This is a genomic window from Clostridiales bacterium FE2011, assembly GCA_017569305.1.
In the GTDB taxonomy this organism is placed as follows: Bacteria; Bacillota; Clostridia; order Christensenellales; family Aristaeellaceae; genus Aristaeella.
Genome location: CP069418.1, coordinates 1465383 through 1484581, shown reverse-complemented (window position 1 = coordinate 1484581; position 19199 = coordinate 1465383). Strand labels below are relative to the sequence as shown.

At 57.4% G+C, this 19199-nt stretch carries 20 protein-coding genes; 18 read left to right on the top strand and 2 right to left on the bottom strand.

What is annotated here, in order from left to right:
- Nucleotides 1-76 precede the first annotated feature (76 nt).
- Genes JRC49_06900 through lepB form a run of 4 tightly spaced genes read left to right on the top strand, consistent with a single transcriptional unit; the run spans nucleotide 77 to nucleotide 5015 of the window.
- A complete protein-coding gene (locus JRC49_06900; protein ID QTE72524.1) occupies nucleotides 77-2347 on the top strand; it encodes a DEAD/DEAH box helicase in 2271 nt (756 codons plus the stop codon).
- Nucleotides 2344-3486: a ribonuclease H-like domain-containing protein gene (locus JRC49_06895; GenBank protein ID QTE72523.1), complete on the top strand. Its 1143-nt coding sequence runs from the start codon at nucleotides 2344-2346 to the stop codon at nucleotides 3484-3486. Before JRC49_06900 ends, JRC49_06895 begins: the two co-directional genes overlap by 4 nt.
- A 4-nt stretch (nucleotides 3487-3490) precedes the next feature.
- Entirely contained in the window at nucleotides 3491-4306 is an 816-nt protein-coding gene (locus tag JRC49_06890; protein QTE72522.1) for a hypothetical protein, read from the top strand.
- A gap of 1 nt (nucleotide 4307) precedes the next feature.
- Nucleotides 4308-5015: a signal peptidase I gene (gene lepB, locus JRC49_06885; GenBank protein QTE72521.1), complete on the top strand. Its 708-nt coding sequence runs from the start codon at nucleotides 4308-4310 to the stop codon at nucleotides 5013-5015.
- 64 nt (nucleotides 5016-5079) lie between these two features.
- Here lepB and JRC49_06880 read toward each other — a convergent pair whose 3' ends face one another.
- A complete protein-coding gene (locus tag JRC49_06880; GenBank protein QTE72520.1) occupies nucleotides 5080-6213 on the bottom strand; it encodes a hypothetical protein in 1134 nt (377 codons plus the stop codon).
- Between the two features lie 219 nt (nucleotides 6214-6432).
- Between JRC49_06880 and JRC49_06875 the strand changes: the two genes are divergently transcribed.
- From JRC49_06875 to JRC49_06830, 10 genes are all read left to right on the top strand, one after another.
- Nucleotides 6433-6852: a hypothetical protein gene (locus JRC49_06875; GenBank protein QTE72519.1), complete on the top strand. Its 420-nt coding sequence runs from the start codon at nucleotides 6433-6435 to the stop codon at nucleotides 6850-6852.
- Between the two features lie 220 nt (nucleotides 6853-7072).
- Nucleotides 7073-7762 (top strand): F0F1 ATP synthase subunit A, encoded by a 690-nt coding sequence (locus JRC49_06870; GenBank protein QTE72826.1) that lies wholly within the window; start codon nucleotides 7073-7075, stop codon nucleotides 7760-7762.
- A gap of 59 nt (nucleotides 7763-7821) precedes the next feature.
- A complete protein-coding gene (gene atpE, locus JRC49_06865; protein QTE72518.1) occupies nucleotides 7822-8109 on the top strand; it encodes an ATP synthase F0 subunit C in 288 nt (95 codons plus the stop codon).
- A 125-nt stretch (nucleotides 8110-8234) separates the two neighbouring features.
- Nucleotides 8235-8729: a F0F1 ATP synthase subunit B gene (atpF, locus tag JRC49_06860; GenBank protein QTE72517.1), complete on the top strand. Its 495-nt coding sequence runs from the start codon at nucleotides 8235-8237 to the stop codon at nucleotides 8727-8729.
- Nucleotides 8730-8754: 25 nt separating this feature from the next.
- Entirely contained in the window at nucleotides 8755-9285 is a 531-nt protein-coding gene (gene atpH, locus JRC49_06855; protein ID QTE72516.1) for an ATP synthase F1 subunit delta, read from the top strand.
- A complete protein-coding gene (locus tag JRC49_06850; GenBank protein ID QTE72515.1) occupies nucleotides 9282-10775 on the top strand; it encodes a F0F1 ATP synthase subunit alpha in 1494 nt (497 codons plus the stop codon). The genes atpH and JRC49_06850 overlap by 4 nt, the downstream gene beginning before the upstream one ends.
- Before the next feature lie 3 nt (nucleotides 10776-10778).
- The gene (gene atpG, locus JRC49_06845; protein QTE72514.1) at nucleotides 10779-11588 is read left to right on the top strand and encodes an ATP synthase F1 subunit gamma; all 810 of its coding nucleotides are present in this window, start codon (nucleotides 10779-10781) and stop codon (nucleotides 11586-11588) included.
- Nucleotides 11589-11686: 98 nt separating this feature from the next.
- Entirely contained in the window at nucleotides 11687-13090 is a 1404-nt protein-coding gene (atpD, locus tag JRC49_06840) for a F0F1 ATP synthase subunit beta (protein ID QTE72513.1), read from the top strand.
- An 11-nt stretch (nucleotides 13091-13101) separates the two neighbouring features.
- A complete protein-coding gene (locus JRC49_06835) occupies nucleotides 13102-13350 on the top strand; it encodes a F0F1 ATP synthase subunit epsilon (GenBank protein ID QTE72825.1) in 249 nt (82 codons plus the stop codon).
- 68 nt (nucleotides 13351-13418) lie between these two features.
- Nucleotides 13419-14678, top strand: a complete 1260-nt coding sequence (locus JRC49_06830) for a M18 family aminopeptidase (GenBank protein QTE72512.1) — start codon at nucleotides 13419-13421, stop codon at nucleotides 14676-14678.
- A gap of 78 nt (nucleotides 14679-14756) precedes the next feature.
- Here the strand turns inward: JRC49_06830 and JRC49_06825 are convergent, their stop codons facing one another.
- A complete protein-coding gene (locus tag JRC49_06825) occupies nucleotides 14757-15683 on the bottom strand; it encodes a carbohydrate kinase family protein (protein QTE72511.1) in 927 nt (308 codons plus the stop codon).
- Nucleotides 15684-15860: 177 nt separating this feature from the next.
- Here JRC49_06825 and JRC49_06820 point away from each other — a divergent pair, with 177 nt between their 5' ends.
- From JRC49_06820 to JRC49_06805, 4 genes are all read left to right on the top strand, one after another.
- Nucleotides 15861-16409 carry a 5-formyltetrahydrofolate cyclo-ligase gene (locus tag JRC49_06820; GenBank protein ID QTE72510.1) on the top strand — a complete coding sequence of 183 codons (549 nt, stop codon included), beginning with the start codon at nucleotides 15861-15863 and terminating at the stop codon, nucleotides 16407-16409.
- A gap of 72 nt (nucleotides 16410-16481) precedes the next feature.
- The gene (locus JRC49_06815; protein ID QTE72509.1) at nucleotides 16482-17375 is read left to right on the top strand and encodes a 4-hydroxy-tetrahydrodipicolinate synthase; all 894 of its coding nucleotides are present in this window, start codon (nucleotides 16482-16484) and stop codon (nucleotides 17373-17375) included.
- Nucleotides 17372-18109 carry a 4-hydroxy-tetrahydrodipicolinate reductase gene (locus JRC49_06810; GenBank protein QTE72508.1) on the top strand — a complete coding sequence of 246 codons (738 nt, stop codon included), beginning with the start codon at nucleotides 17372-17374 and terminating at the stop codon, nucleotides 18107-18109. The genes JRC49_06815 and JRC49_06810 overlap by 4 nt, the downstream gene beginning before the upstream one ends.
- A gap of 86 nt (nucleotides 18110-18195) precedes the next feature.
- Entirely contained in the window at nucleotides 18196-19173 is a 978-nt protein-coding gene (locus JRC49_06805) for a diaminopimelate dehydrogenase (protein ID QTE72507.1), read from the top strand.
- Nucleotides 19174-19199: the final 26 nt, after the last annotated feature.

Genomic DNA, 19199 nt, shown 5'->3' with positions numbered 1-19199 from the left:
GCATTGGCAGAATGATACTTTTATAATGAAGGCAATCGGTGAGAACAAAAAGCACAGGAAGAGGGAGGACGTAAAAATGAACGTGGCTCAGCTTGCGGAGCAGCTCAGGCGGGACAACCAGTTCATGAAGGATGTCACCCGGTGGGAGGTTATCCCTGCCCGGCCGGCAAAGACTGCCCCCTTCCCGGACAACCTGGATCCCAGGCTCATTCCCGTGCTGGCACAGCGGGGGATCCACAGCCTTTATACCCACCAGGCGAAAAGCCTGGAAGCCATTGCCCGCGGGGAAGACGTGACCGTCGTGACGCCCACGGCTTCCGGCAAGACGATGTGTTATAACCTGCCCGTGCTTTCCGCCATCCTGCAGAATGAGGACTCCCGGGCGCTCTATCTGTTTCCGACAAAGGCCCTGTCCGCCGACCAGGTCAGCGAGCTGTATGACATGATCGAAGGCATGGGTGTTGATATCAAAACTTATACATACGACGGGGATACGCCCGCCGCGGCCCGCCGCGCCGTGCGGCAGGCAGGCCACATCGTGGTGACCAACCCGGATATGCTGCATTCCGGCATCCTGCCCCATCACACCAAGTGGGTCAAGCTGTTTGAGAACCTGCGGTATATCGTGATTGACGAAATCCACACCTACCGCGGCGTCTTCGGCAGCAACCTGGCCAACGTGCTCCGCCGGCTGATGCGCCTGTGCGAGTTCTACGGCAGTCATCCGCAGTTCATTCTCTGCAGCGCCACCATCGCCAATCCGAAGGAACTGGCGGAGACGCTGATCGGCCGTACGGTGACCCTGATCGATGAAAACGGTGCCCCCATGGGCGAGCGCCATTTTGTGTTCTACAACCCGCCGGTGGTGAACCGGCAGCTGGGGATCCGCCAGGGCGCGATCCCGATTACCCGGGCCATCAGCGGGATGCTGCTCAAGAACGGCATCCAGGCCATTACCTTTGCCCGGTCCCGGCTGACGGTGGAAGTGCTGACCCGCTACCTGAAGGACATGGTCCGGGATCCGCTGGGCAATGCCGGCAAAGTCCGGGGCTACCGGGGCGGCTATCTGCCCGGGGAACGCCGGGAGATTGAAAAGGGCTTGCGGAACGGACAGGTGGACGCTGTGGTATCCACCAACGCGCTGGAGCTGGGTATCGACATCGGCGCGCTGGACGCCTGCGTGATGTGCGGGTATCCGGGAACCATTGCCAGCGCCTGGCAGCAGGCGGGCCGTGCCGGAAGACGGAAAGGGACCAGCATTGTGTTCTTTATCGCCTCTTCCGCGGCGATTGACCAGTATATCGTGAACCATCCGGATTATCTGCTGACCCAGAGCCCGGAGAACGCCCTGCTGAATCCGGACAACCTGTACATCCTGCTGAGCCATTTCAAGTGCGCGGCCTTTGAGCTGCCCTTTGCGGACGGAGACAAATTCGGCAACACGCAGTCCACCCAGGAACTGCTGGACTACCTGGACGAGCAGGGAATCCTGCACCATGTGGACGGGCGGTATCACTGGTCCGCGGAGGATTTCCCGGCCAGCGAGATTTCCCTCCGGTCCGCGGCGGCGGAAAACTTCATTATTATCGATATTACCGATCCGGCACACCACCGGGTGGTGGGCGAGATGGACCGGTTCACCGCGCCCATGCTGCTGCATGAGAACGCCATCTACATGCATGAGGGCCGCCAGTTCCAGGTGGAGAAGCTGGACTTTGATGCCTGCAAGGCCTTCATCCGCAGTGTGGACGTCGGGTACTACACGGACGCGGACCTGAATATCAACCTGAGCCTGCTGGATATCGAGAAGGAAGAGCAGACCCCGCAGGGCGGAATCGCCGGACTGGGCGAGATCAAGGTCACGGCCTTGGTGACGATGTTCAAGAAAATCAAATTTGATACCCATGAGACGCTGGGTTTCGGCCATGTACAGCTGCCGGAGACGGATATGCATACTACCTCCATGTGGTGGACCCTGCCGGAGAAGCTGGCGGCAAAGATTCCCAGCGACCAGCTGAAGAACGGGATGATGGGCATCGCAAACCTGCTGCGCATCGTATGTCCGCTGTACCTGATGTGCGCGCCGCAGGATATTGCCGTGGTCTACCAGGTCAAGAGCCCGATCACCAATGAGCCGACGATCCTGCTTTATGACAACACGCCCGGCGGCATCGGCCTGAGCCACAAGGCTTTCGGGATGAAGGAACTGCTGCTGAGCAAGGCGCTGCAGGTGGCGGAAGATTGTCCCTGCGCCTATGGCTGCCCCTCCTGTGTCGGCCCGGTGGGTGAGGTCGGGGAGGACGGGAAGCGTACAGCGATCCGCCTGCTGAAGGAGCTGACGAAATGAACCTTCGGGATAAGCTCAGGGCGGTAGGCGGCACCGGCGGAACCCGGCAGTCCGCCCCGGAAACGGAAGACAGGGACTGCCGCCACTTTGCCGTATACCGGCCGGCGGAGGAATTTCCCGGCGCGCTGGAGTTGTCCCGGGATACCCTGGCACTGATGAGTGAAAAGGAAATGCCGGAGGATTTTGATCCCCGGAGGATCCTGTATCTGGATACGGAAACCACCGGTCTGGGCGGAAGCGGCACGGTGGCTTTTCTCGTTGGAATGGGATTCCTGACGGACAACGGATTTGAAGTGCACCAGTTCCTGATGCGGGATTATCCGGAGGAACCTTACCTGCTGAAGCATGTTGCCGCCGGACTGGGGAAGTTTGACGTGCTGTGCACCTTCAACGGCACTACCTTTGACGTGCCGCTGCTGGAAAGCCGATTCCTGATGAACCGGATGAGCCGGAACTGCCTGGACCTTCCGCACCTGGACCTGCTGCATATGTGCCGGCGGCTGTGGAAGCTTCGTCTCGGACGCTGCAACCTGGGCCGGCTGGAGGAAGTGGTGCTGGGAAAACCCCGGGAGGACGACCTGCCGGGAAGCGAGGTGCCCCAGCGGTACTTTACCTACCTGAAAACCAAACAGATGTCCCTGCTGGAGGATATCCTGAAACACAACGCGCAGGATATTGCCAGCCTCTGCGTCCTGCTGAACCACATGGCGGAACTGTATCAGCATCCGGAAAAGATCCGTTTCAGCGAGGACGTCTATTCCATGGGCCGGGCGCTGGAACGGGTGAACCAGACGGAACCGGCGCGCAGGTGCTACCGGCTGGCCAGCCGGGGGAGAATGGGTGATCTGGCCTCCTCGGCGCTGGCGGTCAGCTACCGGCGGAGCGGACAGCGGGAAGAGGCCGCGGAGGTCTGGCGGCAGATGATCCGGGAAGGCCGGGGCGGCGTGACGCCCTATGTGGAGCTGGCCAAGTATGAGGAGCATGTGCTGCGGGACATCCCGGAGGCGCTCCGCCTGACGGAACAGGCGATTATCCGGCTCAGTGAGCCGGGTTTCGGACAGGACGATGCTGTACAAGCGGATCAAAATGAGTTACAATACCGCTGGCAAAGACTGAAACGGAAACTGAAGGAGCAATAATGACATGGGTTTTCTGACACCAATCAAAGCCAACAAGGCATACAGGCTTCAGCAGAAAGGCCAGAAGGAAGAAGCGCGGAAGCTGTATGAAGAGGCTTTTGCGGAGGGACTGAACGATCCCCGATACAACCTGGCCTATGCCCTGATGATTATCCGGGACGGAGAGTACCAGAAGGCGAAGGAGTTCCTGGTGAAGCACCAGAAGGCTCCGGGCATGACGCCGAGCCAGCGGGTTACGCTGCTGGTGGATTACGCGGCATGCTGCTTCCGGCTGGGAGACGTGGACAAGGGCATCAACACCCTGGAGCAGCAGTGCCAGAAGGGTGAGACCGGCCTGCTTTACCAGACCCTCGGTTATCTGTATGTGGAAAAATACGACGCGGCCAGGCGGCCGGACTTTGACCAGGTGACGGAAGCGGCTGCGGAGCCGGAAGAAGCCGCCGGAGAAGAAAAGACAGAAGAGACCGTCTCCCCGCGGGAAGCCTGGGAAGCCGGACAGAAGAAGGCGGAAGAGTTTATCCGGAAGTCGCTGGAATATGATGATGAGGATCCGATCTGCCTGGATAACATGGGGCAGTTCGTATACCGGGTGCTGGAGGACAAGGCGGGAGCGAAGGAATGGTTTGATAAAGCCTACGCCCTGAAGGACAGCCAGATCGACACGCTGTATTTCCTGAGCCGGTATGATGAGGAAGCCGGGGACAGGGAAGGGGCGCTGGAGAAGCTGGAGAAAGCGGCCGGCGGCCGGTTCTCCCCGCTGAATTACTGCAACCGGGAAACGATCCTGAAAGAGATTGAAAGACTGAAGGGAGCAAACTGAAATGAGCGAGACCAATCAGGCCGTTGAAACAGCAGCCGTTGAGAATAAACAGAAAAAGGGAAAGAAGAAGGAAAAGAAAACTGTGGGACAGGAGATTCTCAGCTGGGTGCTGACCATTCTGGTGGCCGTTGTGGCCGCGCTGGTCATTCGTTCCCTGGTGTTTGAGCCCGTGCGGGTGGACGGAGAATCTATGGATGACACCCTGGCAAACGGGGAAATCATGTTTGTCTCCAAGTATGACTATTCCAGCACCTGGCTGTGCCTGCCCTGGCAGAGCAACACAGACAAGGAAAACGCGCCCCGGTTTACCTTCGGCGGCAATCCGCAGCGTTTTGACGTGGTGATCTGCCGGTATCCCGGCCGCGGCGATACCAACTTTGTGAAGCGCGTTGTGGGCCTGCCGGGCGATACCATCCGCCTGGAAGACGGATACCTGTATGTGAAGGAAAAGGGCCAGGACGAGGAAGTCCGGTATGAAGAACCCTATATCAATGATGAGTATCGCACGGGAAGCCGGAATACTTTCGGACCCTATGAGGTTCCCGAAGGACAGTATTTCGTGATGGGCGATCACCGGAACAACTCCAATGACAGCCGCTATGTGGGCGCCATCAGCCGGGATATGATCGTGGGTCATGTACGCCAGGTGGTATATCCCTTCAAAGACTGGCGCGGTGTTCCGAACGGCCTGGACGTGAAGGCAGAGTAAAATATCAGATGATAAAGAATCCCCCGAAGCTTTCTGCTTCGGGGGATTTGTTTTACCAGCTTGTTTATTTTGAGACCCGCTTCAGTTCCACGAGTTTGTTTCCCTTTTCATCGGAGATGTAGGGTTCTGCACCGGAACGCCTGGCGGTGATGTAGATATTGTCATTCACGTTGATGTTCATCCAGTCGCTTTCCGCGAGTGTGTAGGTTTCAGCGGGCTTTTTCTCTTTGCGGTGTTCCACGGTGAAGGCATATGCTTCAGACCGCTGTCCTTCCCGCTCGTTTTCTCCGAGCTCCACTTCCGGCCAGGAAGTGTTGTGATCCTCGCCGGAGGCGGTCACATCCCGGGATGGGGTCCAGCGCCAGATATTATAGTAGTACTTTGTCTGATACCGGGGAACCTGGACATAGACGGGCTGCTGAACGGTTTCAGTATAGTATTCTGTCGTATAAATCGGACGCTCGTGGGGAACTTCGGTGAAGGTTCCGTTTCCGTTGTCAGAATAAGTGTAATAGGTTTCGTAGTGATCCACCACCTGACGGGAACGCTGCACCTCAACGCTTTCATAGTGATCCAGAACGCTGTCGTAGTGGTGAATTTCATTCCGCGCGTCGGTCTGTTCCGCTCCCTCGGGCAGCGTCCAGCCGGACTCGCTGAACATTTTGTTTTCTTCAATATTGATATTCCGGACCCACTGCAGGCCGGTTACCGTCAGGTCGCCGCTGGTTTTGTTTCCGTTCATCCAGACGAAGAAGGCGACGATGGCCAGCAGGATGACCAGGAAAACGGTCATCGGGCTGCGGCGCTTTGCCTGCGGGGCGGAAACCTGGGGCTGGGCGGCGGCTTCCGCCGCTTCCCGTTCCTTTTTCTTCTGCAGCATCTGGAAGTAGTTGCTTTCGGAATCTTCCCGGCTGGAACCGCAGTTGTTGCAGAATTTGGCGTTGTCGCTGTTCAGGGAGTTGCAGAAGGAACAGTACCAGTCCGGGTTCTTGCTGACGTATTTGGCCTGCTCTTCGTCCAGGTATTCAACATCGGACCGTTCGTCCTCTTCCCGGGTTTCGCCTTCGTTATATCCCTTCATATAGAACTGGACGTCTCCGCGGGCACGGCCGCAGGAAGGGCAGTTTGCCACATCCCCGCGGATCTCTTTGGTTCCGCAGACCGGACAGTCCCAGTATCCCATGACGAGTTTAGACATGATATACGCTCCTTTGATCAGACCCTGTATATTCGAAAAAATCCTGTATTCAATCACAGTCATTTTACATTGGAAACGGGATTTCCGTCAACGATTCTTTCATCCGGGGTTTATAAATTTTCAACGGCATTCGGGGCTTTGTATATATTGCAAAAAACAATTTCCTTTGATAGAATATTCTGTGGTTTGTTTATCTCGGAGAGGAGGCCGATGCCGGGCATGGATCCTGCAGTAAAAAAGGAAACCGGGTACATCGCCATATGGGTTGTACTGCTAAGCCTGGTCATGGAGGCCGTTTTTTTGCTTGTCCGGAAATGGGATTTTTCCGTGCTCTTCGGAAACCTGGGCGGGGCGGCAATTACAATCGGAAGTTTCTTCCTGATGGCATTGATGGTTGCCCGTGCACTGGAGAAGGGGAAACCGGAAGAAGCGGCTGCCAAAGTAAAGGCAACCGCCATGGTCCGTCTGGCAGGCTGTGCTTTGCTGTGCGTCCTCCTGATTGCCGTGTTTAAGACCAATATATACGCAACGGTGATCCCGTTGCTCTTTCCCCGGGTTGGAATTGCTTTCCGGCCGCTGATCGACCGGAAGCGCGGAGTGGAATCACCGGGGACGGAAGGAAGTGATCTGATTGACTGACGAAAGGGTGCCGGACATCAAAAGCACCCGGTTCCGGTTGACCGACTATGCCCTGATCGCGATGATGATTCTGCCGATCCTGGCCTGCATTGTACTGAAGGTGCTGTTCACTCCGGCATCTGAAGGCGTACACATTGCCGGTGCATTGGTATTCGCGGAATTTGAGGCTCCGCTGATGAACGCGTACATCTCCGAGAGCCAGGTGAACAGCTGGGCGGTCATGATTTCCATCTTCGGGCTCTGCCTGTACCTGACACACGGGCTGACAGCCAAGGCTGTCTGCAAACGTCAGCTGGCGGCGGAGTGGATTGTGGAAAAGTGTGAAAAGCTGGTCCGGGACAACATGGGCGGCTTTTTTGCGGAATGGGGACCCTTCATCGCCGCCATCATGGGACTAAGCGCGTTCTCCTCGCTGATCTGCCTGCTTGGCCTGTTCAGCCCGACGGGAGACGTGAACGTCACCTTCGGATGGGCGATCCTGGTTTTCATCCTGATTATGCACTTCAAGTTCCGCGGCGGACTGTGGAATTATTTCATCGGGCTGTTCAAGCCCATTCCCGTGTTCGCTCCGATGAACCTGATCGGCGAATTTGCGACTCCCGTGTCCATGGCTTTCCGTCATTACGGCAACATCCTGTCCGGCGCGGTTATCTCCGCCCTGATCGGATCGGCGCTGACGGGACTGAGCAATTCGCTGCTGGGCTGGCTGCCCGGCGTGCTGGGAGACATGCCGCTGCTGCGGGTTGGTCTTCCCGCAATCCTGAGTATCTATTTTGACGTGTTCAGCGGTGTGATGCAGGCGTTCATCTTTGCCATGCTGACCATGCTGAATATCTCCGGTGCGGTGCCGTGGGATGACTGGAACAAGAAGCGTGAGCGCCGCGGCAAAGAAGCGCTCTCCGCCAATTAATCAATCATCAATCAAATAAGGAAAAACAGCCTGAAGGCTGATTAACGGAGGAAAGAAAAATGTTGGAGCTTGCAATGGGTATCATGCTGGGACTTCTGGGACTGGGCGCCGGATGCGCGATGATCGCCGGTATCGGCCCTGGTATCGGTGAAGGTAACGCTGTGGCTAAGGCTTGTGAAGCCATCGGCCGTCAGCCGGAGTGCAAGAGTGACGTCACTTCTACCATGATCATGGGCTGCGCTATCGCGGAAACCACCGGTCTGTACGGTCTGATCGTGGCCATCCTGCTGATCTTCGTGGCGCCTGGCACCTTCACCGGCATTCTGATGAACGCCATCGGAAAGTAATTCAGAATTAAGAATTCAGAATTCAGAAAAATCCGCTGCGGCGGGGAATTGTTCCCGGGTCAGATCCGGGATGACGCCCGGCAGAATGCGGAGGATAATCTGATGGATGGACTGAGAGGAAAAGCATGCAGTTCTTAGATGTTATTTCCGTCAATGTCTGGGCGATTCTGGCCTCGCTGGCGAACCTGCTGCTGTTGACATGGATCATCAAGCGGTTTCTCTTCAAGCCGGTCAAGAAGATGATGGATGCCCGGCGTGCCGCCATTGACGAGGATTATGCACAGGCGAAAGCCGCCCGCGAAGAGGCGGAAGAGAGCCGGCTGAACTATGAAGCCGCCATGGCTGCGGCCAAGCAGACCGGCGATCAGATCATTGCTGACGCGAGCCGTACGGCTGAATACCGCAGCAACGAGATTGTTGCACAGGCACGGGACAAGGCTTCGGAGATTCGCCGCCAGGCAGAACAGGACGCCCTGCTGGAACGCAAGAAGGCAGAGGCCGAAATGAAGCACGAGATCGCCAACGTGTCCGCACAGCTGACCGGGAAATTGCTGCAGCGTGAGATCAACGAGGAGGATCATCGCGACCTGATTGATTCCTTCCTGAACGAGCTGGACTGAACGGCAGCAAGACGGGAGACAGACAATGACGACAACGAGTAGGGAATATGCCGAGGCGCTGTTTGAGCTGGCGGTTCAGGGCAACGTGACGGAGGAAACGTCCGAAGGCCTGGAGACCGTGATCAGCGCGCTGATGCAGACGCCGGAATACAAGGCGATGCTGGCCAGCCCCGCTATCGGCAAAGAAGAGCGGCTGAACGCTCTGGACAGCGCTTTCCGCGGGAAGATCCCGGATATTCTGCTGGCCATTCTGCGCATGATGATCTCCAGAGGGCAGATCGCGTCGCTGAACGGTATGGCCAGGAATTACGAGGAACTTGCCAGGGGATACCGCGGCGAGTCCGTTGCCCTGGTGACATCCGCCGTTGAACTGACGGAAGCCCAGGCAGTGGCGCTGCGCGCGAAGCTTGAAAAGAAGCTGGAGCGGAAAGTGACGCTTCAGTTCCAGGTCAATCCGGAACTGATCGGCGGTATCCGCGTGGAAGTTGACGGCCGTGTAATTGACGGCAGTATCCGGAATAAGCTTGATGAGATCAAGGAAGTGATGAACGCATGAGCTCCAAGGCAGGAGAAATCAGCAGTATCATAAAAGAACAAATCAAACAGTACGAATCCAAAATTGAAATGAAGGAGAACGGTACTGTTATTACCGTCGGCGACGGTATCGCCACGGTGTACGGTCTCCGTTCCTGCATGGCCAACGAGCTGCTCCGTTTTGAGGACGGCAGCTTCGGCGTGGCCCAGAACCTGGAGGAAGAGACGGTTTCCGTCGCTATCCTGTCCGACAAGGACAACATCCAGGAAGGCAGCTCCGTGTACCGCACGGGAGAGGCTCTTTCCGTTCCGGTTGGTGAAAACCTGCTGGGTCGTGTGGTGAACGCCCTGGGCGCTCCCATCGACGGCAAGGGCCCGGTGGAAACCACCGAGATCCGTCCCGTGGAAGCGATCGCGCTGGGTATCATTCAGCGCCAGAGCGTCAGCGTCCCGCTGCAGACCGGTATCAAGGCCATCGACAGTATGATCCCGATCGGCCGCGGCCAGCGTGAGCTGATTATCGGTGACCGTCAGACGGGCAAAACCACCATTGCCGTTGACACGATCATCAACCAGAAGGATACAGGCGTGCTCTGTATCTACGTTGCCATCGGCCAGAAACGTACCAGCGTCGTGCAGATTGCCCAGGAGCTGGAAAAGGCCGGTGCCCTGCCTTATACGATTATCGTCAGCGCGTCCGCGGCGGAAAGTGCTCCGCTGCAGTACATCGCTCCCTATGCCGGCTGCGCCATGGCGGAGTATTTCCGGGAAAAGGGACAGGACGTCCTGATTGTTTACGATGATCTTTCCAAGCACGCGGTGGCCTACCGCGCCCTGAGCCTGCTGATCCGCCGGCCTCCGGGACGTGAAGCCTATCCCGGCGACGTTTTCTATCTGCATTCCCGTCTGCTGGAGCGAGCGGTCTGCGTGGCGCCGGAATACGGCGGAGGCTCCATTACGGCCCTGCCGATCATTGAGACCCAGGCGGGCGACGTTTCCGCCTACATCCCCACCAACGTCATTTCCATCACCGACGGCCAGATCTTCCTGGAAACCGAACTGTTCCACAGTGGTATCCGTCCGGCTATCAACCCCGGTATTTCGGTCAGCCGCGTCGGCGGTTCCGCCCAGATCAAGGGTATGAAGAAGGTTGCCGGTGAGCTGAAGCTGCTGTATGCGCAGTACCGCGAACTGCAGGCATTTGCCCAGTTCGGCAGTGATCTGGACGCGGATACCAAGTCCCGTCTGGCCCTGGGCGAGCGCATCGTGGAAGTGCTGAAGCAGAAGCGTTCCTCCCCCGTGGACGTCGGCTGCCAGGTGGCGATCGTGTATGCTGTTATCAACGGCTACCTCAACGACGTGGAGCCGAAGGACGTGGCAGCGTACGAAGAGAAGCTGTTTGAATATCTGCAGTCCCGCTATCCCGATCTGCTTGAGCGGATTGAGATGGGCAAGTGGGATACCGAAGAAATCGAAGAGATGAAGCAGGCTCTGTCTGGCTTCAGGGGGTAACGGATGGGCGCTGATATCAAATCATTGCGGAGCCGCATCCGCAGCGTGGACTCCACGCTGCACCTGACCAAGGCCATGGGACTGGTTGCGGCATCCAAGATCCGCCGGGCGACCCGGACCATGAACCAGAGCCGGGAGTACGCTTCCGCCATGGATGACGTTGTTTCCGTGCTGAGTTCCTCGCCGGAATGTGCACGCACACCGTACATGCAGCCCAAGGGTGAAGGAACCCGGCTGATCGTGATTGCCGGCGACCGCGGCCTGGCAGGCGGCTACAATGCCAACGTATTCCGCCTGGCATCCACCGTGGAGGATGCGGAGGTGATCCCGATCGGCAAGCGCGCGTGCGAACGCTGGGGCAAGCCGGTGGTATCCTCCGAAAAGTTCCCGGCGACAGAGTCGGCCAGACTGGCCAATGAACTGTGCCAGGACTTCAGGGACGGCAAGTTCGGCCGGCTGGGCATCCTGTACACCCGCTACCGTTCCATGATGAGCCAGGAGGCGACCCTGCTGTGGGTGTTGCCGCTGGAGAAGAAGGAAAAGGATGCGGAGAACGCGGAAGCGGCGCCGGTATTTGAGCCGAATGAGCAGACCGTGCTGAACGCGGCGGTTCCCACCTATGTGAGCGGACTGCTGTCCGCCTGCATCCGGGAAAGCTACGCGTGTGAAGTGGCGGCCCGCCGTATGGCCATGGACTCCGCCGGCAAGAATGCCCAGGATATGATCGACAAGCTGCAGCTGCAGTATAACCGGGCACGCCAGAACTCCATTACACAGGAGATTACGGAAATTGTTGCCGGTTCCGGGCTGTAATCAATTCAGAATTCAGAATTCAGAATTAATTGTAAACTGGAAGTATAGAACAGATCCTTCGTGATTGTTCAGGAAGTAACAGGAAGGAGAAAACGACTTTGGATAAGGTGAACACGGGAGTCGTAGCGCAGGTCATGGGACCTGTGGTAGACGTTCATTTTTCGGAAGGAACGCTGCCTGCCATCTATAACGCCCTGACCCTGCCGGTCGGCGATCATACGCTGACGGTTGAGGTTGCGCAGCATATCGGAGACAATACGGTCCGCTGCATCGCAATGGGCTCCACAGACGGTCTGCAGCGCGGTGTGACCGTGACTGATACCGGAAAGGGCATTTCCGTTCCGGTCGGCCGCGAAACACTGGGCAGAATCTTCAACGTCCTCGGAGACGTGGTGGATGATGGTCCGGAGGTTGAGGCAAAGGAACGCTGGGATATCCATCGTCCGGCCCCCTCTTTTGAGGAACTGTCCACATCTACCGAAATCCTGGAAACAGGCATTAAGGTTATCGACCTGATCTGCCCCTACGCTAAGGGCGGTAAGATCGGTATGTTCGGCGGCGCCGGCGTAGGCAAAACCGTTATGATCATGGAACTGATCAACAACATTGCGAAGCAGCACGGCGGTCTGTCCGTGTTCACCGGTGTTGGCGAGCGTACCCGTGAAGGTAACGACCTGTACTACGAAATGAAAGAGAGCGGCGTTCTGGGGAACACCGCGCTGGTCTACGGCCAGATGAATGAACCGCCGGGAGCGCGTATGCGCGTCGGCCTGTCTGGTCTGACCATGGCGGAATATTTCCGTGATCAGGAGAACCAGGACGTTCTGCTGTTCATCGACAATATCTTCCGTTTCACCCAGGCCGGCTCTGAGGTTTCCGCCCTGCTGGGCCGTGTGCCTTCCGCTGTTGGTTACCAGCCGACACTGGCTACGGAAATGGGTATGCTCCAGGAGCGTATCACTTCCACCCACAAGGGATCCATCACATCCGTTCAGGCTGTTTACGTTCCCGCGGACGACCTGACCGACCCAGCTCCCGCAACGACATTCGCTCACCTGGACGCGACGACGGTTCTTTCCCGTTCCATCGCCAGCCAGGGTATCTATCCCGCCGTGGATCCGCTGGATTCCACCAGTCGTATCCTGAATCCGGATGTGCTGGGCGAAGAACACTACCGGATCGCCCGGGAAGTGCAGCGGATCCTGCAGCGCTACAACGAGTTGATGGACATCATCGCGATCATGGGTATGGACGAACTGGCAGAAGAAGACAAGCTGCTGGTTACCCGGGCCCGTAAGATCCAGCGCTTCCTGTCCCAGCCCTTCTTCGTCAGTGAGAAGTTCACCGGCCTGCCCGGTGTGTATGTCCCGCTGAGCGAAACCCTGAGAGGCTTCCGCGAAATTATCGAAGGCAAGCATGACGACCTGCCCGAGAGCGCCTTCCTCTTTGTCGGTACCATCGACGAAGCGGTTGAAAAGGCGAAGAAAGGCGGCAAAGCGTGAAAACCTTCCCATTGATCATTTCCTCCCCGGACGGAGACCTGTTCCGCGGGGAAGCCGAAATGCTGATCCTGCGCGGTACCGAGGGCGACCTGGCCATTATGGCAGGCCACGTGCCTTTCGTGACGGCTGTGGTCAGGAGCAACTGTGTTGTGATCACTGATACGGAAGAACGGAAGGAAGGCGTCATTGAGAGCGGCCTGCTGACCGTGGACGCTGAAAAGACGACTGTGCTGACGTCGGAACTGACCTGGAACAAATGATATTTTACGGCGGACGGGATACCCGTCCGCCGTTCGTTCAATCAACGGAAATACAGGAGGATAATGAAATGGACCGTCTGGAGCAATTTCTGAACTTCGCGGAGCAGTCTCCCACAGCCTTCCACGCAGCGGCAGGTTTCCGGGAAATGCTGAAGAACACAGGCTTTACCGAACTGAAGGAGACCGATCCCTGGCTGGTGGACGCTGGCGGAAAGTACTTTGTGGTACGAAATGATTCCGCCGTGATCGCCTTCGAGGTTCCGGAAACCGGTTTTTCTCCCTTCCGGATTGTGGCGGCCCATGGGGATTCGCCTGCCTTCAAGCTGAAAGAAAACTTTGAGGACGCCGGAGATCACTATGTGCGGCTGAATGTGGAACGGTACGGCGGGATGATCATGTCCTCCTGGCTGGACAGACCGCTGTCTGTCGCCGGCCGGCTGGCTGTCCGGGAAGGGGACGGCGTAGGCATCCGGCTGGTCAACCTGGACCGGGACGCGGTGCTGATTCCGAACCAGCCGATCCACTTTAACCGGGAGATCAATGACGGCTTCAAGTACGATCCCCAGACAGATCTGCTGCCCCTGTACGGAAACCAGGACGCCAAAGGCGGCCTGATGGAGGAAGTCGCGGAGGCGGCTGGTGTCCGCCGGGAGGATATCCTCAGCCACGACCTGTTCCTGTACAGCCGGGAGCGGGCAACGGTATGGGGCGCCGGGGACGCGTTCTTCTCCTGCGCGAGAATCGACGACCTGGAATGCGCCTGGGCAGGTATGGCCGCCCTGGCGGAAAGCAGCGCCAGGGACGCAGTAAACGTATGCGCCGTGTTTGATAATGAGGAAGTGGGTTCCTCCACCCGGCAGGGTGCGGATTCCTCCTTCCTGTATGACACCCTGACCCGGATGGGCTTTGCGCTGGGCGCCTCAGACGGGGAGATCCGCGCGGCGATTGCCGGCAGCTTCATGGTCTCCGCGGATAACGCGCACGCGGTACATCCCAATCATCCGGAAAAGTTTGACCGGCAGAACCGGTCCTATATGAATGAAGGCGTTGTGATCAAGCACAACGCCAACCAGAAGTATACAACTGACGCGGTTTCCTCCGCACGGTTTGCCCTGATCTGTGAGCGTGCCGGCGTGCCGGTACAGCATTTTGTAAACCGTTCAGACCTGCTGGGCGGCTCCACGCTGGGCAATATCTCCAATACCCATGTTTCCATGGATACGGTGGATATCGGTCTGCCGCAGCTGGCCATGCACTCCCTGTATGAAACAGCGGGCACAAAGGACCTGGAGTACCTGCTTAAGGCACTGGAAGAATTCTGGAAATAAGATGACGCAATTCAGAATTCAGAATTAAGAATTCAGAATTAATGCCCTTTTCCGGGATTGGATCCTGAACATTATGAATTATGAATTGGTCTTCAGGCCAAATTCTGATGGCAGGAAACGCGGGCAGGTGTTTTCCAGGGAACAGATGACGGAGGAAGCGAGCCGGACGCCGATACAGCAGGCTTCGGCCAGCGTCTTTCCGTAGGTCAGGCCGGCGGCAACACCGGCAAAGAAGGCGTCGCCGGCACCGGTGGTATCCGCCACCGGAACCTGCTGTGCCGCGCAGGTGCCGTATTCCCCGTTCCGGTCCGCCCAGATGGCACCGTCGCCGCCGAGGGTGACGACCATGGCGGGGATTTCCGCGTCAATCACCCGTTCCGAAAGCTGGCGGGCCAGCGCGTCCGGATTCTCCCCGTTGAATTCTGCGGAGAAGAGGACGCCTGCTTCCTGCCGGTTGCAGACAAAGCAGTCTGTCTGCTGCAGGAAAGCGCGCCGGTCCAGGGCAATATTGATGTTGGAAACGGCGGCGTAAATCTTCTTGTCATATTTATGCTTCAGCCGGAAGACTTCTTCCAGCAGCACCTCGTCCAGGTCCAGCTCCAGCAGGATGCTGTCGGTTTCCGCAAAGAGGGGATTGCCTTCCTCCTGAAGCAGGGGAAGCAGGGGTGAGAGATCCGGTCGGTGAGAGATGGAGGCACACACGTCGTTGTTGTTGTCAAACACGGCCAGCCAGGTGCCCATGCCATCGGGAACTTTCCGGATGAAACGGGTGTCCACTCCGTGCTCCGCGAGGCGCGTCAGCACATCCTCGCCGGTACCGTTGGGATCCACCAGGGACAGAAGCACCGGGTCAAGACCCAGGTTTCCCAGGTCCTCCGCGATATTCCGGCTGACACCGCCGTGGACATACCGGACCTTTCCGGCATTCCGGCCGCAGGGAATATAGGTGCGGGAGGGATATCCCTTGATATCCACAAAGACGCATCCAATGACAACAATACTCATGTGTTTCTCCTTTTCTGATCATTCATCTTCCTGAAAGAATGACACAACAAGAGAACCAGCTGGATTTATAAAATCGTTTTCCTTATTTTACCACAGTGAACTCATGAAAAACAACCGGAAAACAGCATAAACGGAAAGTGTATGATACAATACCAGACGGTAGTACGGAGGTATACTGTGTACGGCGGAGCGAGAGCGGAGAAGCAGCGGATCCGGCAGGAAGTACGGCAGACTGCCGCAAACCTGAGCCCGGAGTACCGGCAGGAAGCCAGCCGGGAAATCGCCCGGCAGGTGCTGGCACTTCCTTTCTGGAAACAGGCCCAAACCGTCATGATGTACAGCAGCCTTCCGGGAGAACCGGATACGCGGATTCTGATGGAAACCGCGCTGAAGGAAGGCAAAACGCTGCTGCTGCCCCGGTGCTATGAAGCCGGCCGGATGGAAGCATTTCCGGTGAAGGATCCGTCAGAGCTCAGGCCGGGTACGCTGGGTATTCCGGAACCGGTGGAGCGAATCGCGGAAAAACCGGAGCCTGACCTGATCCTGGTGCCCTGCATGGCAGCTGCGGCGAACGGGATCCGCCTGGGACACGGCGCCGGATATTATGACCGCTTCCTGGCAGAGCATACCGGGAAAACCGTCTGTCTCTGCTTCCGGAAACTGCTGCGGAGTGACCTCCCGGCAGAAGCTACGGATATTTCCATGGACCTTGTGATCTCTGATTGACAGCAGGGATTGACGAAGGTTTTTTCCTGAGGTAAACTGCATTCAATCGTTCAATTCTGGAGGTGTTCCGGTATGAAGCACACGATCTTTACGGGCGCGGCTACCGCGATTATCACTCCCTTTACTGAAGAAGGGATTGATTGGGATGCCTTTGGCCGGCTGATAGACTTTCAGCTCGCCGGGGGGATCAACGCACTTGTAGTCGCCGGTACGACAGGCGAGGGAAGCACTCTCACGGACCGGGAGCATGAAGACGCGGTCGTCTTCTGCGTTAAACGTGTTGCGGGCAAAGTACCGGTGATCGCCGGAACGGGCTCCAACAATACCGCCCATGCCATTGAGCGGACACAGACCGCCTGCAAAGCCGGCGCGGATGCTGTGCTGCTTGTGACGCCCTATTACAACAAGACCACCCAGCGGGGACTGATCGCCAGCTTTTCCGCCATCGCGGATGCCAGCGACGTGCCCTGCATCCTGTATAACGTTCCGTCCCGGACCGGGCTGAACATGCTGCCGGAGACCCTGGCGGCGCTGGCAAAGCATGAGAAAATTGCCGCGGTGAAGGAAGCCTGCGGTAACCTGAGCCAGGTTGCGAAGGAACGGCTGCTGTGCGGGGATGAACTGGATATCATCTCCGGCTGCGATGACCAGATCGTGCCCACCCTGAGCCTGGGCGGTACGGGCGTCATTTCCGTAGTAGCCAATATGATGCCGAAGGAAACGGCGGAAATCTGCTCCCGCTTCTTCAGCGGGGACGTGAAGGGCGCTGCCGCGCTGCAGCTGAAGCTGCTGTCCCTGATGAACCAGCTGATGATTGAAACCAATCCGATTCCTGCCAAGGCGGCTTGCGCGGCCATGGGCTTCGGTAAGAATCTGCTCCGTCTGCCCCTGGTGCCGATGGAGGAGGGCAACCGGCAGAAGCTGTTGCAGCTGATGCGTGAACTGAACCTGGAGGTAACGGAATGAGAATCATTCTGAGTGGATACGGCGGACATATGGGCAGGGAAGTCCGGGCCTGCGCGGAACGGATGGAAGATGCCCGGATTGTTGCGGGTGTGGATCCTATGGCACCGGTGGATGACATCTGTGTGAAATCCATTGCTGACTGCAAAACGGAAGCAGACGTGATTATCGACTTCAGCCATCATTCCGGAACCGGAGCACTGCTGGAGTATGCCATCGCGAAAAAGCTGCCGGTGGTGCTTGCAACCACAGGCCAGACCGAAGAAGAGAAAGCCCTCATTACAGAGGCTTCCAGACAGATCCCGATTTTCCTGGCAGCAAACTATTCCCTGGGAATTGCCACGCTGACGGATCTGGTGAAGCGAGCGACCGCCCTTTATCCGGATGCCGAGATCGAAATCGTGGAACAGCATCATGACCGGAAACTGGACGCGCCGAGCGGCACAGCCCTGTCTCTGTTCAATGCCATCAAGGAAGTCCGGCCGGAAGCCACTGCCAACTGCGGCCGTTCCGGACAGGGGAAGCGGACACAGGACGAAGTGGGCATCCACGCGATCCGGATGGGTAATATTGTAGGCATCCATGAGGTGATGATCAGCACCCAGAATGAGCGGATCAGCCTGAAACATGAGGCTTTCAGCCGGGGCGTATTCGCCGAAGGCAGCCTGAAGGCAGCGGCATTCATGGTGGGGAAGAAGCCGGGAATGTACGATATGAAGGACATGTTAAATGCTTAAGCATTTAATATGTAATGAATACTGAAAAATGAATACTTAAAACTTAAAAATATTTTTGTTATACAGACAGATAAGGGAGAAAAACAATGAAGATTGCAATTTACGGGTATGGTAATCTTGGACGGGGTGTGGAACTGGCGATCCGGCAGAATCCGGACGCGGAACTGTTCGGTGTATTCACCCGCCGGGATCCGAAGACGGTGACAACTTTGACCGGCGCGCCGGTGTATGCCGCGCAGGATGTGGAAAACTATGTCGGACAGATTGACGTGATTATCATCTGCGGCGGCAGCGCTTCCGACCTGCCGGAAATGACCCCCATGCTGGCGAAGAGCTTCAACGTGGTGGATTCCTTTGATACCCACGCACGGGTGCCGGAGCATTTTGCCAATGTGGATAAAGCAGCCCTGCTGGGCGCACATACCGCGATCATCAGCGCAGGCTGGGATCCCGGCCTGTTCTCCCTGGCCCGCCTGTACATGAACATCGTCCTGCCGGACGGCAAGGACTACACCTTCTGGGGCCGCGGCGTGAGCCAGGGCCACAGTGACGCTATCCGCCGGATCCCCGGTGTGAAGGACGCCCGCCAGTACACCGTGCCGGTGGAAGACGCCCTGGCAAAGGTACGCGCCGGAGAGAATCCGGAACTGACCACCCGCCAGAAGCATACCCGTGAGTGCTACGTGGTGGCGGAGGAAGGCGCGGACAAGACCCTGATTGAAAAGCAGATCAAGGAGATGCCCAACTACTTCGCTGATTATGATACGACGGTGACATTCATCACTGCTGAAGAGATGAAGCGGGATCACAGCGAACTGCCCCACGGCGGACAGGTTATCCGCTGCGGTGAAACCGGCAAAGACGGCAATCACAAGCATGTGATGGAGTTCTCCCTGAAGCTGGACTCCAATCCGGAGTTCACCGCTTCCGTACTGGTGGCCTGTGCCCGGGCGGTTGTCCGGATGAACAGCCGTCAGATTTTCGGCTGCAAGACGCTGTTTGACGTCGCTCCGGCGGATCTGTCTCTCATGGATCCTGCGGATATCCGGAAGAAACTGCTGTAAGTTTCCGGACACAAAAAGCATAAAAT

Coding starts and splice junctions, on each gene's coding strand:
- JRC49_06900 (QTE72524.1), top strand. CDS start 77: ATGAACGTGGCTCAGCTTGCGGAGCAGCTCAGGCGGGACAACCAGTTC.
- JRC49_06875 (QTE72519.1), top strand. CDS start 6,433: ATGGATCCTGCAGTAAAAAAGGAAACCGGGTACATCGCCATATGGGTT.
- JRC49_06815 (QTE72509.1), top strand. CDS start 16,482: ATGAAGCACACGATCTTTACGGGCGCGGCTACCGCGATTATCACTCCC.
- JRC49_06870 (QTE72826.1), top strand. CDS start 7,073: ATGATTTCCATCTTCGGGCTCTGCCTGTACCTGACACACGGGCTGACA.
- JRC49_06850 (QTE72515.1), top strand. CDS start 9,282: ATGAGCTCCAAGGCAGGAGAAATCAGCAGTATCATAAAAGAACAAATC.
- JRC49_06895 (QTE72523.1), top strand. CDS start 2,344: ATGAACCTTCGGGATAAGCTCAGGGCGGTAGGCGGCACCGGCGGAACC.
- atpF (QTE72517.1), top strand. CDS start 8,235: ATGCAGTTCTTAGATGTTATTTCCGTCAATGTCTGGGCGATTCTGGCC.
- lepB (QTE72521.1), top strand. CDS start 4,308: ATGAGCGAGACCAATCAGGCCGTTGAAACAGCAGCCGTTGAGAATAAA.
- JRC49_06825 (QTE72511.1), bottom strand. CDS start 15,683: ATGAGTATTGTTGTCATTGGATGCGTCTTTGTGGATATCAAGGGATAT.
- JRC49_06830 (QTE72512.1), top strand. CDS start 13,419: ATGGACCGTCTGGAGCAATTTCTGAACTTCGCGGAGCAGTCTCCCACA.
- JRC49_06805 (QTE72507.1), top strand. CDS start 18,196: ATGAAGATTGCAATTTACGGGTATGGTAATCTTGGACGGGGTGTGGAA.
- JRC49_06880 (QTE72520.1), bottom strand. CDS start 6,213: ATGTCTAAACTCGTCATGGGATACTGGGACTGTCCGGTCTGCGGAACC.
- atpH (QTE72516.1), top strand. CDS start 8,755: ATGACGACAACGAGTAGGGAATATGCCGAGGCGCTGTTTGAGCTGGCG.
- atpE (QTE72518.1), top strand. CDS start 7,822: ATGTTGGAGCTTGCAATGGGTATCATGCTGGGACTTCTGGGACTGGGC.
- JRC49_06810 (QTE72508.1), top strand. CDS start 17,372: ATGAGAATCATTCTGAGTGGATACGGCGGACATATGGGCAGGGAAGTC.
- JRC49_06890 (QTE72522.1), top strand. CDS start 3,491: ATGGGTTTTCTGACACCAATCAAAGCCAACAAGGCATACAGGCTTCAG.
- atpG (QTE72514.1), top strand. CDS start 10,779: ATGGGCGCTGATATCAAATCATTGCGGAGCCGCATCCGCAGCGTGGAC.